This window comes from Candidatus Dormiibacterota bacterium, assembly GCA_035532035.1.
Classification (GTDB): domain Bacteria; phylum Vulcanimicrobiota; class Vulcanimicrobiia; order Vulcanimicrobiales; family Vulcanimicrobiaceae; genus Tyrphobacter.
Map to the genome: position 1 here is coordinate 126,637 of DATKRS010000029.1, position 14,067 is coordinate 140,703.

General features: G+C 66.3%; 14 protein-coding genes. All 14 read right to left on the bottom strand.

Annotation, left to right across the window (positions count from 1 at the left end; translation table 11 throughout):
• Positions 1–3: 3 nt before the first annotated feature.
• The 14 genes from VMV82_09115 to VMV82_09180 all read right to left on the bottom strand — a co-directional run bounded on the left by VMV82_09115 (position 4) and on the right by VMV82_09180 (position 14,067).
• Positions 4–780 carry a bifunctional hydroxymethylpyrimidine kinase/phosphomethylpyrimidine kinase gene (locus tag VMV82_09115; GenBank protein ID HUY41710.1) on the bottom strand — a complete coding sequence of 259 codons (777 nt, stop codon included), beginning with the start codon at positions 778–780 and terminating at the stop codon, positions 4–6.
• Complete coding sequence (locus tag VMV82_09120) at positions 756–1,394, bottom strand: thiamine phosphate synthase (GenBank protein HUY41711.1); 639 nt, start codon at positions 1,392–1,394, stop codon at positions 756–758. Before VMV82_09120 ends, VMV82_09115 begins: the two co-directional genes overlap by 25 nt.
• Entirely contained in the window at positions 1,391–2,248 is an 858-nt protein-coding gene (locus VMV82_09125; GenBank protein ID HUY41712.1) for a ParB/RepB/Spo0J family partition protein, read from the bottom strand. The genes VMV82_09120 and VMV82_09125 overlap by 4 nt, the downstream gene beginning before the upstream one ends.
• On the bottom strand, positions 2,245–3,054 hold the full coding sequence (locus VMV82_09130) for an AAA family ATPase (protein HUY41713.1): 810 nt from the start codon (positions 3,052–3,054) through the stop codon (positions 2,245–2,247). Before VMV82_09130 ends, VMV82_09125 begins: the two co-directional genes overlap by 4 nt.
• Positions 3,026–4,402, bottom strand: coding sequence for an HD domain-containing protein (locus tag VMV82_09135; GenBank protein HUY41714.1), 1,377 nt, complete (start codon positions 4,400–4,402; stop codon positions 3,026–3,028). Before VMV82_09135 ends, VMV82_09130 begins: the two co-directional genes overlap by 29 nt.
• The gene (locus tag VMV82_09140; protein ID HUY41715.1) at positions 4,399–5,889 is read right to left on the bottom strand and encodes a DHA2 family efflux MFS transporter permease subunit; all 1,491 of its coding nucleotides are present in this window, start codon (positions 5,887–5,889) and stop codon (positions 4,399–4,401) included. The genes VMV82_09135 and VMV82_09140 overlap by 4 nt, the downstream gene beginning before the upstream one ends.
• A 116-nt stretch (positions 5,890–6,005) precedes the next feature.
• Positions 6,006–6,671, bottom strand: a complete 666-nt coding sequence (gene rsmG, locus VMV82_09145) for a 16S rRNA (guanine(527)-N(7))-methyltransferase RsmG (protein HUY41716.1) — start codon at positions 6,669–6,671, stop codon at positions 6,006–6,008.
• A gap of 31 nt (positions 6,672–6,702) precedes the next feature.
• Positions 6,703–8,505, bottom strand: a complete 1,803-nt coding sequence (mnmG, locus tag VMV82_09150; protein HUY41717.1) for a tRNA uridine-5-carboxymethylaminomethyl(34) synthesis enzyme MnmG — start codon at positions 8,503–8,505, stop codon at positions 6,703–6,705.
• A 75-nt stretch (positions 8,506–8,580) separates the two neighbouring features.
• Positions 8,581–10,140, bottom strand: coding sequence for a peptide ABC transporter substrate-binding protein (locus VMV82_09155; GenBank protein HUY41718.1), 1,560 nt, complete (start codon positions 10,138–10,140; stop codon positions 8,581–8,583).
• Complete coding sequence (locus tag VMV82_09160; GenBank protein ID HUY41719.1) at positions 10,124–10,660, bottom strand: DUF308 domain-containing protein; 537 nt, start codon at positions 10,658–10,660, stop codon at positions 10,124–10,126. The genes VMV82_09155 and VMV82_09160 overlap by 17 nt, the downstream gene beginning before the upstream one ends.
• Before the next feature lies 1 nt (position 10,661).
• Positions 10,662–11,999 carry a tRNA uridine-5-carboxymethylaminomethyl(34) synthesis GTPase MnmE gene (gene mnmE, locus VMV82_09165; GenBank protein HUY41720.1) on the bottom strand — a complete coding sequence of 446 codons (1,338 nt, stop codon included), beginning with the start codon at positions 11,997–11,999 and terminating at the stop codon, positions 10,662–10,664.
• Between the two features lie 4 nt (positions 12,000–12,003).
• Entirely contained in the window at positions 12,004–12,423 is a 420-nt protein-coding gene (locus VMV82_09170) for a hypothetical protein (GenBank protein HUY41721.1), read from the bottom strand.
• A gap of 88 nt (positions 12,424–12,511) precedes the next feature.
• Complete coding sequence (locus VMV82_09175) at positions 12,512–13,111, bottom strand: R3H domain-containing nucleic acid-binding protein (protein ID HUY41722.1); 600 nt, start codon at positions 13,109–13,111, stop codon at positions 12,512–12,514.
• Complete coding sequence (locus tag VMV82_09180) at positions 13,108–14,067, bottom strand: YidC/Oxa1 family membrane protein insertase (GenBank protein ID HUY41723.1); 960 nt, start codon at positions 14,065–14,067, stop codon at positions 13,108–13,110. Before VMV82_09180 ends, VMV82_09175 begins: the two co-directional genes overlap by 4 nt.

Sequence of the window (14,067 nt, forward strand, 5' to 3'; positions counted from 1 at the left end):
GCGCTATTCTCCGCCCGCAAGGCCCGTCATCTTCGCTCGCACGAACGCGCGAGCTGCGACGACGGCCTCGTGCAGCGCGTGCCCGAGCGCGAGCTCGCACGCAATCGCCATCGCCAGCGTGCATCCGGTGCCGCCCATCTGCGCCGCAATCCGCGGCGCCGCGAAGGCTTCGATTCCGTCGCGCGTTACGAGGACGTCGACCGGCTCGCCGACGAGATGGCCGCCTTTGAGGAGCACGCCGTACGCACCGCGCTCACGCAGCTCCGTCGCCGCGCCTTCCATCTGGTCACGACCGATTGCGTCGTACCCCAGTAATGCCGCCGCCTCGGCGATATTCGGCGCGAGTAAGACGTTCGGTAAGGTAGCAAGCTCGTTTCGCAGGGCCGTAAAAGCGACGCTCTCGAGCAGCGCGCCACCGGCGCTCGCGTGAAACACGGGATCGACGATCGCCAGGACGCCGGCCATCGTCTCGAGCCGGCGCGCAACGAGCACGACGTTGGCCGCGGAGCCGAGGGCTCCGACCCGCACGGCGCCGACGCGGACGCGCGCAAGCGCGTCGAGCTGCGCCTCGAGCGACTCTGAAGGAAGCACGTGGAGCAGATGAACTCCGCGTTCGTCTTGCGCGCTTACGGCCGCAACCGCCGTAACGGCGGCGCAGCCGTACTCCGCCGCCACAACGATGTCGCGGCCGACGCCGGCGACGTTGCGGGGCTCCGTCGTACCGATAGAAAGCACCACCGGCGCCTGCGGCACCGTTACGGGATCTCCACGTCGTTCCAAATGCGAAGCATCTCCCGAGCCGCGCGAGCCGGGTCGGCAGCGTCCGCGATCGCCGAGATCGTGGCCGCCATCGCGACGCCGCTTGCCTTCACGTCGCGAAGATTCTCCGCCGTGATCCCTCCGATCGCCGCCACCGGCAGGCGGGCAGCGGCAGCTATGCCGCAAAGCCCCGGAATGCCGATCGGCGTGCCGGCATCGCTCTTCGACGCGGTCGAGAATACCGAACCGACGCCCGCATAGTCCGCGCCACCTGCTTCGGCCGCGCGCATCTCGTTCGCATCGGCGCACGAGACCCCGAGAAGCAACTCGCCGAGCGCCGAGCGCACGCGCGCGAGATCGTCGAAACCATCGTCGCCCGGACCCAGATGGACCCCGTCGCAGCGCAACGCTAGCGCCGCGCGCCAGTCGTCGTCCACGAGCAGCAGCGCGTTACGTTCGTCTGCGAGGGCGCGCAGCGCACGCAGGTGCCGCGGATCGATGCCGCGTTTCGCGCGATACTGCAGGATGCGGATGCCGGCGTCCACGGCCGCGCGCGCGATCTGCTCGGCGCGCGGCGATTCGTTCACGATGACGTATATGCCGTGCAGCAGGCAGGCGCGCTGCGCGCGCGTCACGACTCGAGCAGACGGTCGCCCAGGTCCATCAGCTCGCGCGCGCCGGAGAAATGAAACTCGATGCGGCCGCCGCTTCCCGTGTGCACGATCGCGACGCGCGTCCCGAAGCGCTCGCGCAGGCGGTTTTCGAACTCGCGCTCTTCCGCCGAAAGCGATCGTGCCGCCGCCGGCGGAGCAGCGCGCGGCGCCGCTTGAGCCGACGCAAGCCGTTCGAGCGCCCGCACCGGCAGGCCCTCCGCGGCCGCACGCGCGGCGAGCGCGAGACGTTCGCTTTCCGGAGCGGCGAGGAGCGCGCGCGCGTGTCCGCCGGTGAGGCGCCCGTCGGCGATCATCGCCTTGATCGCGTCGGGCAGCCCGAGCAGACGCAGCGCATTCGCAACCGCGGAGCGGCTCCTGCCGACGCGCTGGGCGACTTGTTCTTGCGTGAGGTCGTAGTCATCGACGAGCTGTGCGAAGCCCGCGGCTTCTTCGAGCGCGTTGAGATCTTCGCGCTGGAGGTTTTCGACGATCGCCATCTCGAGAGACGCGCGATCGCTCTCCTCACGCACGATTGCCGGTATCGTCGAGCGCTGGAGTGCGGCGCACGCGCGCCAGCGGCGCTCGCCGGCCACGATCTGAAATCGATCTCCTCGGGGCCGCACGATGATCGGCACGAGCACGCCGTGCGCATCGATCGACGCTCTGAGCTCGATCATCGACGACTCGTCGAACGCTTTGCGCGGCTGGAACGGATTGGGAACGATGCGGTCGAGCGGAATCTCGCGTAAGCCCGACGTCTGTGCCGGCGCCACCGGGAGCGGCGCGCTACCGAGCAACGCGTCGAGACCTCGGCCCAATCCGCGCGGACCGCTCATACGTGCAGTTCCACAGGCGTTACCAGCTCGTGGGCGAGCGCCATGTACGCCTGCGCGCCGCGGCTCTTCGGATCGAAGAGCATCACGGGTTTCCCGTACGACGGAGCCTCCGAGAGACGAATGTTGCGAGGAATCTGCGTCTTGAAGATCTGCTCCGGGAAGTATCGGGCGAGCTCCTCCAACACCTCGACGGCGAGACGCGTTCTGCCGTCGTACATCGTGACGAGCACGCCGCTGACGTGCAAGCGGGGATTGAGCGCTTCGCGGACGCGATTGATGACGCGGGTAAGCTGAGAGAGGCCCTCCAGTGCGTAGAACTCCGCCTGCACTGGGATGATCGCCTCCGTCGCTGCAACCAGCGCGTTGATCGTCAGCAAGCCGAGCGAGGGCGGCGAATCGACGAGGACGTACTCGTAGCGTTCGGCCTCCGGCGCTAACGCCTCGCGCAGGCGCGTCTCGCGGGAGAGCTCCGGGACGAGTTCGATCTCCGCGCCGGCGAGATTGATCGTTGCCGGCACGACGCCGAGCTGCCCGATCTCCGTCGAGACAACGGCCTCCGAGAGCACCGCCTGCCGCATGAGCACCTCGTAGATGCTCGGCCTCTCGGTGCTCTTTTCGATGCCGAAGCCGGTGGTCGTATTGCCCTGCGGGTCGGCATCGATCACGAGCACCTTCTTGCCGAGAAGCGCGAGCGCCGCCCCGAGGTTCACGGCCGTCGTCGACTTGCCGACGCCACCCTTTTGATTGACGAGCGCAATAATGCGCACGTCGCCGCGATTATGCAGTGGGCTCGGTGAGATACTCATCCAACAATGCCAAGAGCGTGTGGCGCTCGTTACGCTCGGGCTCCTCCGTGACCTGCTCGAAGAGCCGCTGCAAGAGGTTGCCGACGCGCTGGTCGCCACGAAACTCCGCGGGCGCCCGACCGTGCCGAATCATCGCGGCGACGACGTCTTCGCCGCTCACGGCGAGGTCGGCGACCGAGAATGCGGGCTTACGCGCGACCTCCGCGCGAACGCGCTCCTCGAAACGCTCGTTCGCATCGTCGCGTTTCGGGAGCCCGGAGCCCGCAATGTCCGCGTGACGCAGCGCGAACTGACGCTCGAGCCGCTCCACGCCGATTCGCCGGATCGAGCGGCGCAGTGCCGCGTCGGAGAGCTCGGGATCTGCGGCGTACATGTGGGAGCGTATGAGGTGGGCCGTCGTCTCGATCGCGTCGTTGCTGAAGCGCAGCCGCCGCAAAAGCGCGAGCGTCATCTCGGCACCGACTTGCTCGTGGCGGTAGAAGTGCGGGCCGTCCTTCGTGCGTGGCTTGCCGACGTCGTGGAGAAGCGCCGCGAGGCGAAGCTCGAGATCTCCGCGCGGCGCTGCGTCGAGCGTCGCCATCGCGTGGTGCCAGACGTCGTACGCATGCCACTCGTTCTGTTCGACGCCGACGCCTTCCAGAAGCTCCGGTGCGATCGCCGCGAGCACCCCGGCATCGCGCAGAATCTCGAAGCCGATCGACGGCCGGTGCGCTCGCGTCAGCAGCTTCGTCAGCTCGTCGGCAATGCGCTGCGCGGAGATCGTCGCGGCCAACGGCGCCGCGGCGCGCATCGCCGCCAGCGTGCGCGGCGTGGGCACGTACTCGAAACGCGCGGCGAACTGCGCCGCTCGCAGCATGCGCAACGGGTCTTCATCGAACGCGCGCTCGGCGATGATGTCGATGCGGCGCGCGGCGATGTCGGCGCATCCGCCATACGGATCCACGAGCTCGCCCGCGGGTAGTGCGCGCGCCATGGCGTTCATGCGGAAGTCTCGCCGGCCCAGATCATCGGCAAGCGGTACGTCGGGGCCGCCTTCGACCTCGAAGGCGCGATGCGCCGTGCCCGTCGAGCGCTCGCGTCGCGGCAATGCGACGTCGACGGTCGTACCGTCGAGCGTCACCTTGAACACCGCGAACGAGGCGCCGACGAGGTCGACGCGGCCCGCTCGCTGCAGTCGCTCGCGCAACTCGCCGAAGCGCACGCCGGTCACGACGTAATCGAGATCGTTGGCGCCTGCTTCGGCGGTCCCGTCCTCGCGCATTTCGTCGCGCACGCGGCCGCCTACCGCATACAGCGTCCCGGCGGGAAGCACCCGTGCGAGCCGCTCATCGAGTGCGCGGGCCGTCACTCGATCATTGCCGGCGCAGCCCTCGCGCTGCGGGGCGGCCGCATAAAGAAGACGAGCGGAAGCGTAACGATGAAGACGACGGCCGTCAGGCGGAAGAGAAAGTCGTATCCGATCACCGACGACTGCTGCGCCACCAACTGCGTGAGCGTTCCGATGGGCTGCCCGTGCGTGGAGGTGACGCCGCCGGCGAGCGTGGACCATGCAAAAGCGGTCTCGCGGACGAGCAAGGTCGTGAGGATGGCGATGCCCAAGCTGCCGCCGATCTGCCGCACGAGGTTCGAAACGCCGCTCGCCCCCGCAAGGTCTTCACGCGGAACGGGTGCCAGCATCACCGTCGAAAGCGGTACGAAGAGAAAGCCCATGCCGAAACCTTGAATGATTCTGGGATAGAATACGTCCCAGTACCCCGTGTTCTGATTCAATCCGCCGAGCATCCACGTCGAGAGCGCGAACATCACGAGCCCAAAGCTCACCAAGATACGACTGTCGACGCGGCCGACCATGCGGCCCGCGAACAGCATCGAGACCGCGGTCGCTATGGCTCCGGGGAAGAGTACCTGGCCGGTTTCGAACGCCGACATGCCCGCAACGCCTTGAAAGAAGAGCGGCATGATGAGCGTCGTGCCGAAAAGGCCGAATCCCAGGATCGAGAGCAGGATATTGCCGATCGCGAACTCGCGATAGCGAAAGACGCGCAGATCGACCAGTGGATTCCTGTCCCGCAGCGACTTCACGATGAATGCGGTGATGCCGACGACCGCGACGATCGTGAGAATGGCGATCGTCGGCGAGCTGTACCAATCGTCGTGTTGTCCGCGCTCGAGAACGTACTGGAGCGAGCCGAGCCCCGCGACGAGCAGCCCGAGCGCAATCACGTCGAGGCCTGCCTTCGGCTTTTCCAAGTAGTGCGGGTTCGGAATGAACGCGAGCGTCATCAAGAACGCCACGATACCGATCGGGATATTGATGAAGAAGATCAGCGGCCATGTGGCGTTGTCGATGAGATACCCGCCGAGCAGCGGTCCGATCGCAGGGCCGAACATTGCGCCGATGCCGAAGATCGCCATCGCGCCGCCACGCTCTTTCGGGGGAAACGTCTCGAAGAGCAGTGCCTGTGCGGTGGGCTGCAGCGCGCCGCCCCCGATGCCTTGAATGACGCGATAGAATGTGAGCTGCCAAATGCTCGTGGCCGTACCGCAGAGGAACGACGCGATCGTAAAGATCGCGATGCACGCGGCGTAGAAGTTCTTCCGCCCGAAGTACGCCGTCAGCCAGCCGTTGAGCGGCATGATGATGACGGCAGAGAGCAGATACCCGGTCGCTACCCACGCTGCATCGTCGATCGACGCGCCGAGATTGCCTGCGATGGTCGGCAGCGCGACGTTCACGATCGTCGCGTCGATGATTGCCATGATCATGCCGAGCATGACGGTCAGGGATATCAGCCAGCGGTTGGTTGCGGCCCGATCCCCCGCGCCTGCACTCACCCCCGCTGCCATACGCTCATTTCAGACATATCGCGATATATCATTATATCCTTGCGGCCGTGCTATCTTCGGCCCAAGACCCGGCGCTCTCTGAGCGAGTTTCAGGCGCCGGTGTTTCACGTGAAACGCTCCGGACAGAGAGGCCGGCGCTCGGCTACGCCCACGCGCCGTGGGAATCGCGATGGGGTGGGCATCGTTTTTCGGAGCTGCACGATTGAGCGTTTTCCATCGGACAGCGTAACAATGCCTTCGAGTTCAGCGCCCAGAACGAGGGCCGCGTCAGCGATCGCCGCTCGTTCGAATTCCTCGACTCTTCCTCGCTGAAGAAGCGCGAGCCCGGATGGCTGAACGAAAGGGAGAAGCAATTCGACCGTCGCGGTGCCTGAGGCTACGGCCCGACACGTGGCGGACGGATATGCGTCACGGAGACGCTCGCTCCGCGCCGCCGTCTCGGCGCGTTCCGCGATGACCTCTCCTTGAAGCTTGAGACGTTTTACTGCGCGCTCGAGGAAGGCGGCCTTCTTTCCCGTGGCCTCGATCATGGTAATCTCGATCCCCAAAACCAGGGCGAGCGGAATCGCCGGGAGGCCTGATCCAGAACCAACGTCGACGAGCGGCCCGATGATAAAGGGCGCCAGCGTCAGGCTGTCGAGCAGATGTGACACCAGCTTTTCCGGGGTCTTCGCGCCGGTTAGGTTCGTCCGCTGATTGGCCTCGAGGAGCATCTCGCCGTACTCTGCGAGCCGGCGCGCCTCGGGCGCCTCGATCTGCGCCTCCCGCAAAAGGGTCTCAATCGCCGCAAACATGCCCTAGTTACGAGAACGCACCGCGCGATTGATGCACGAAGACCTCCAGTATCGCTACGTCCGATGGCGTGACACCGGGAATCCGTCCGGCGGAGCCGAGCGTCCTTGGCCGCCGCGCCTCAAGCTTCTCTCGCGCCTCTCGTGATAGTGCCTTTATGCTGGCATAGTCGACCGCCGCCGGTATCTCCGCGGATTCCAGCCGCCTGCTGCGCTCGAGGGCGGCCGCCGCCCGCGCCGCGTAGCCTTCGAGCTTGACTTCGATCGCCAATCGCTCGCCGATCTCGGCGTCGAGCGGCGGCCTAAAGCTCGTCGCAACATCTTCGAAGCTCGCCTCTGGGCGGCGCAGTCTCGACGCGACGCCGGACGTGCGAGCGTCGCGCAAAGCCTTCTCGAGCGCTTCGCGCCGTTGTTCGAACGCCTGCCACGCGCGATCGTCGACGGTTCCGATTTCACGACCGAGCGGCGTCAAGCGCAGATCGGCATTGTCGTGCCGTAATAGCAACCGGTGCTCCGCGCGTGATGTCAGCATCCGATACGGCTCATCGACGCCCTTCGTGACCAAATCGTCGACCATCACGCCGATGTAGCCGCGGCTGCGCTCGATGCGCAACGGACTCTGGCGCGCCGCGGCGCGCGCTGCATTGACTCCTGCGATGAAGCCTTGTGCGGCAGCCTCCTCATAGCCGGACGTCCCGTTGAGCTGCCCGCAGTGAAAGAGTCCCGCGACGCCGCGCGTCTCGAGCGTATCGTGTAGTTGCGTCGGCGGCACCATGTCGTATTCGACGGCATATCCGGCACGCACCATCGCGCAGGCCTCGAGCCCCGGCAACGTGTGGAGCATCTCGATCTGCACCTCGGCCGGAAGCGACGTCGAGAAGCCGCCGACGTACAGCGTCGGCTCGTCCCACCCCTCGGGCTCGATGAAGATTTGGTGGACCGGATTGTGCGCGAACTTCACCACTTTGTCTTCGATCGACGGGCAATACCGCGGACCGATTCCACGAATGAGATCGAGACCGTAGAGCGGCGAGCGGTGGAGATTGTCGCGCACGAGCCGATGCGTGCGATCGTTCGTGAGCGTGATGTAGCACGAGAGCTGCGGCCCGGGAAATGCCGTAGCGCTGCGATACGAAAACCGCAGCCGAGCGGCGCTCGGCAGTTGCGATTGCATTGCGCCGATGTCGACGGAGTCGCGCGCAATGCGCGGAGGCGTGCCCGTCTTCAGCCGCTGCGTCGCAAAACCGAGGCGTCGCAGAGCGTGGGACAGACCGACGGCCGGAGCCTCCCCGAATCGGCCTTCTTCGGTAACGACGTCGCCCCGAAAGGTCTTCCCGCCCAGGAAGGTTCCCGTCGCGAGAACCACGCGCCGTGCCCGGTAGCTCGCACCGTCGGCGCAGCGCACGGCACGCACCGCGCCGGCCTCGACGACGATATCCTCGACCAGCCCTCGCGCGATCGCCAGGTTTGGCTGTTCGCGCAGCATCGCAACTGCGCCGCGCGCGTAAGAGGGCTTGTCCATCAGCGCGCGCAGCGCGCGCACCGCGGGCCCCTTGCTCTCATTCAAGAAGCGCGCGTGGAGGCTGCAGGCGTCGGCAAGCATGCCCATGGCGCCACCGAGCGCGTCGATCTCGCGCACGATTTGGCCCTTCGCGCTTCCCCCGATCGACGGATTGCACGGCAACGTGCAGATCTTCTCGGGGTCGCCCGTGACGAGCAGCGTCGGCACGCCGATCCGCGCCGCCGCGAGCGCCGCCTCGACACCCGCATGTCCGCCGCCCACGATGATGACGGCCGCATCGTCGCTCCGCATTGCGCTCACGCGTGGGTATTCAGCAGAACCACCGTCGCTCTCTGCCCGAGGGTAGGGCTCGGTGCAGCGACTTCTTCAGCGTTTCCCTAGGGACCAGTCTTGCGTCTGGCTGAAGTTGTAGAGCATGTTCGGCGAAAATCCGCGCAATGACGGGTTGAGCGCTTCGAACTCGGTGCGGTAGACGAGAAAGATCAGCGGCATCGCGTCGTGCACGCGCTGCTGCATCGTCGCAAATGCCGCAGTGCGCGCCGCCGGATCGAGCGTACGCTGCTGCTCGGCGAATGCGGCGTCGTATCGCGCGTCGCACCAGCGAGCCACGTTCGGGCCGGCTGGCGCGCGATTGGCGCACGTCCACGGCTCCGACGCCTCGGGGTCGAGGCCCCCGTACCAGCCACCGATTTCGATATCGAAGAGGCCGTCGTAGAGGACGCCGCCCTGGGCAGGAGGCGCATAGAGCACGGCCGGCGTGGCCCCCCGCAGCACCCCGCCGATCCCTACGGCTTGGAGGTTCGCCTGCAGAACCGTTGCCACCGCACGGTAGGTATCCTCGGATGCGTTGAACGCGATACGCACCGTAAGGTGCCTGCCCGCGAGAAGTGCGCGAGCGCGAGCCGGGTCGTACGGCAGCGCGCGGATCGCTGCATCGTGCTGTGCGAAGAGCGGCGGAATCTCGGTCGTCGCAAGCGGGCTGTAGCCGTGGTAGACGGCACGCGCAATGGCCGCACGGTCGACGGCGTACGCGACGGCGCGGCGCAGCCGTAGGTCGCCCATCACCCCTTGCGTCTGAAACTCCGCGTCGTCGACTTCGTTGCGCGGCACGGCCACGACCGCGATGCCGGGTGAAGCGCGTGCCGGTCCGACCTGATCGTACGTAATGTCGGTGAAGTCGACGGCGTGTGCTTGTAAGGCAATGAAGGCTGTGTTCTCGTCCGGCAGCATCTTCACGATCACACGGTCGAGCAATGCCGCCGGTCGCGCGTACGGGTTGCGCTCGAGCTCGACCCGATCGCCGCGAATCCATCGGGTCACGCGAAACGGCCCCGTTCCGAAAGGGTGCTGGTTCCAGGCTGCGTGCACCATGTCGGTGCTGGAAAACGCATGCGCCGGCAGGATGCCGAAGATATAGTCCGATGCGGCGAAGAGCTCGTCTACCGCACCCGCCCACCGGCGCTTGAGGCGAATGCGCACGGTGTACGCGTCCGGCGTCGTGAGTGCTGCGATGCGCCGGTAGGGCTCGGCTTCCGTGACCGGATTGCGCGGGTCGAGGATCGCGCGATACGTAAACGCAACGTCGCGCGACGTGAACGGCACGCCGTCCGCGAAGCGTACGCCGCGCCGCAGGCGATACGTGATCGTGAGGCCGTCCGGCGAGATGCCGCCGTTCGCAACGGTAGGAACGGTCGCGCAGAGCACCGGAACGGCTGCGTCGTTTGGCCCTACTCCCACGAGCGGCTGCGCGTAGAGCTGCGTGAGATCGATCAACCGTTGCCCGAATGCGATCAGTGGATTGAGCGTGTAGATCGTACCGAGGTAGGCAATGCGCACCTCACCGGGTATGCCCCACGCTCGATGCGTGCGCGTACACGCGCTCAGGGCGATGACGAAGACGAGCGCGAGCCTACGCGCTGTGCGCACGTACGCGCAACGCGAAGGCGATCATCAAGACCCCGAAGAGCACGGCGTAGAAGCCGATGAGCCAGATAACCGTGACCTCGCCGACGGCCGGAAAGATGATCATCAGGACGCCGAACAGGACGGACGCGATGCCGCCGATGAGCAGCATCAGCTCGTCCGCAATCGTCTTGCGGACGCGGATCGCCGCGACGATCTCGACGATTCCGGTCGCAATGGCCCAAACGGCGATGACGACGTAGAGCGCCAGCGCGGTCATGCCGGGTCGGAAGAAGGTCAGTGCGCCGATCCCCAGACCGAGGAGACCCTCGACGACGAACGGCCACCATCGCTCGTGCGCCTGCTCCGCGAGCACCGCCGACAGGATGGCGAAGACGCCGTCGACGGCTGCATAGGCCCCGAAGAGGAGCACGAGCACGACGACCGCTTCACGCGGAAAGACGAAGACGAGCAGGCCGAAAAGCAATGCGACGACGCCTCGTAGCGCGATCGCCCACCAGTTTCTCCGAAGAACGCCGATCATATCATTTCCCGATGCAAAAGCGAGCAAAGATTCCGTCGATGACCTCTTCGGCAACGGCCTCACCGCTTACATGCCCGAGCGCGGCGACGGCTTGCTGAAGGTCACCCGCGCAGAGATCCACGGGCTCGCCGGCCGCAAGCGTCGCCCTGGCGTGGGCGAGCGCGGCGAGCGCTTGCGCCGCGGCCGTCATTTCGGCCGCCGTGGCTAGATGCGGCCGGGCGAGATCGATCGTCTCGCCGTTCCATCCGATGCGCGCGATCGCAGCGCGTATCGAGTCCTGCGTCGAGGGATCGTAGACGCTGCCCACGATCGGCTCGCACGACGCGAGCGCTCGCGCTCCCTCGACGCCGAGATCCGCCTTGTTGCAGAAGACGATGCGCTCGCGGCCCCGCGTGCGCTCGAGCACATCGCGCTCGGCGGGCCCGGGCAACCGCGATCCGTCCAGTGTCACGAGCGCGATCCGCGCGTGCGAGACGGCATCGATCGTCCGCTTGATCCCGGCGGATTCGACCGCGTCCGCGTGCACCCGAATTCCCGCCGTATCGATCAAACGCACTTGCACGCCGTCGACGACGAGCGCTTCCTCGATGGTGTCTCGCGTGGTGCCGGGCATCGCGGAGACGATGGCGCGCTCTTCGTGCAGAAGCGCGTTGAGCAGAGACGACTTTCCAGCGTTGGGCGGACCGACGATCGCAACGCTCACGCCCTCGCGCACGACGCGACCGAGCTCGCCCGCCCGTTGCAGCGCGCGAAGGTCGGCTTCGGCTGAGGCCACCGTCGCATCGAGCGCGAGGCGCTCTGGATCGGGCACCTCGTCTGGGAAATCGATCGCTCCCTCGAGCTCTTCGAGAACGCCGCGCACGACGCCGCGCAGGCGATCGATCTCCGCAACGAGACCGCCTGCGAGATTCGCCGCTGCAGCACGAGCCGCGGCGCCGGTCTCCGCGCCGATGATATCCGCGACCGCCGCGGCCGCGCTCAGCTCCATCTTTCCGTTGCAATAGGCTCGCCGCGTAAACTCGCCGGGCGCTGCGGGAACCGCTCCGGCCTCGACCGCCGCCTCCAAGACGCAACGCGCGACGACGGGGCTTCCATGCACGTGCAGCTCGAGCACGTCCTCGCCGGTGTAGCTCCTCGGGGCCGCGAAGAAGAGCGCGACGCCGTGATCGAGCAACGCTCCGCCCGCGTCGTGAAGGTCGACGGCGTATGCGCGACGCGGACGCAGCGGCGCGCTCACTCCCGTGAGGCGCATCGCAATCGCGCTTGCCTGCGGGCCACTGACGCGTACGATTGCAATTGCGCCGCGACCCGGAGGCGTCGCAATCGCGGCGATCGTCACCGTCTCACGCGGCGCCGGTCCAGCGTGCGCGGGCGATCGCGTCGAGCAGATCTTGCGGGCGATCCGTTCCGATGAGCACGAGGTGCGATCCGGTGGTGCGCAGGCGCACCGCGTTGAGCGCTGGGGCGTTCCACAGCCACCCCGCGGCCGTCAAATGTATTCCCCAACCCTGCCAAACCGGGCCACGCGTTGCCGACGCGTCGACGAGCCGGTCGAGAAGGACGCGGCCGCGAGGCCATCCGGCGCCGAACCACCACTCGACCTCACCCTCCTTCACGCGAATCGTCATCGAGGAAAGCGTCGTCATCACGAGCAGCAGCACGATCGTTGCGCCTCCCGCTACGCGCACCGGAAGCATCCACCCGCCGGCGCTCGCGAGCGCATCCCATAACGCCCAACTCCACAGCACGATCAACGCGAGCATCAGAACCGCAATTCCGAGCGACGATCGCTGTCTATATCGATAGATTATCCGCTGCGGTTGATGCGTGGGGATGGATGCTCCGTAAAGCCTAACGCGGGAAGACCACGACTCGACGCTCCGGCTCCTCGCCCTCGGACTCCGTCCGGACGACATCGCTGTTGGCGAGCGCGAGATGAATGATCTTCCGTTCCGAGGGCAACATCGGATCGAGATACTGCGGTGTTTTCTCACGCACGCAGCGCTCGAGCACCGAGAGCGCGAGATCCTTCAGATGGTCGGCACGGCGCGCGCGATACCCCTCTGCGTCTATCGTGTAGTACCGGCGGTTGCTGCGAACGCCCGCGTTGATGATGTTATTGAAGATGTGATTGAGCGCCTCGAGCGTGTTGCCGCGCCGCCCGATCAGTGCGGCGAGATCCGGCCCCGTGACTTCGAAGTACTCGCCTTCTTCCCGCGGAATGAACGCGATGTCGATCGGCGCCACGCCCATGCGTTCGAGAATCTCGCGCAGGAGATCGCGCGCGCCTTCGGCTTCTTTGGGTACGTCGCGCGCTTGCGCGGCGCGCGGTCTCTCGGTTCGCGCGCGGCGGCGCACGACGGGAGGTCGCGCGTCACCTTTTCCGGGTATCTGCCGGTCGCGAATGTGCGGGGGTTGCTCTTCGAACTCGTAGTCATCTTCGTAAATCATTTCTTTCTCTTTCGTTTGCGCCGGCGGCGCCGTGCGGAAGCAGGCGCTTCGCCCACGACCTCGCCGTCGCCCGCCGCTGGGCCGCTCGCAGCGACCGCCTGTTTTGCCGCTCCGTCACCGGCAGCGAGCGCCTTCTTTTCCCCATCCGCGGTCGCGACGTGCTCCGAGTCCAGGACCGAGAGCGGTTGGTGATATCGCCGCAACATGTAGACCTGCTGGGCCATCGTGAACGCGTTGTACGAGAACCAGTAGAGAATCATCGCCGATGGCCATTTGGCGCGCCAGCCGAAGTACGCGAGGAGCAGCGGCGAGAAGATCGCCATGACGCGCTGCATCTGCGCTTGCTGCTCGTCCGTGGAGGGCACGCTGCCGTAGCGCATGCTGAAGTACATCGAACCCGCATACAGCGCGAGCAAGAGCACGTCGGGCGCGGCGAGGCTCGCGCCGAAGATCAGCGGATAGTGCTTGGCGAGCGCCGTGCCGACCCACAAGAAGTGTTGGGAATCGAAGCACATCGCGTGCAGCTGCGCGTGCAACGGGAACGATGCGAACCACGTGGGTGGCGTCGTGCCGGCGCACATTTTGTCTTTGATCGTGTCGTTGAGCGCGATCACCCAGTACACGCTGTACAGAATAGGCAGCTGCACGACCATCGGCAGGCAGCCTGCGAGCGGATTGACGCCGGCCTCCCGATAGAGCGCCATCGTCTCCTGCTGAATGCGCTGTTGGTCGCCCTTGTAGCGCTCCTGCAGCGCCTTGATCCGGGGCGCGATGCGCTGCATCGAGAGCATCGCCTTGAACTGCTTGACGTTCAGTCCCCAAAAGACGGCCCTGATCAGTGCGGCGAGGAGGATGAGGCTCCAGCCCAAGTTGTGGACGACATGGTCGATCTCTTGAAGAATCCACCACAGGAAGGCAACGAACGGATCGAGCCACGACGCGACGAGAACGTGCAA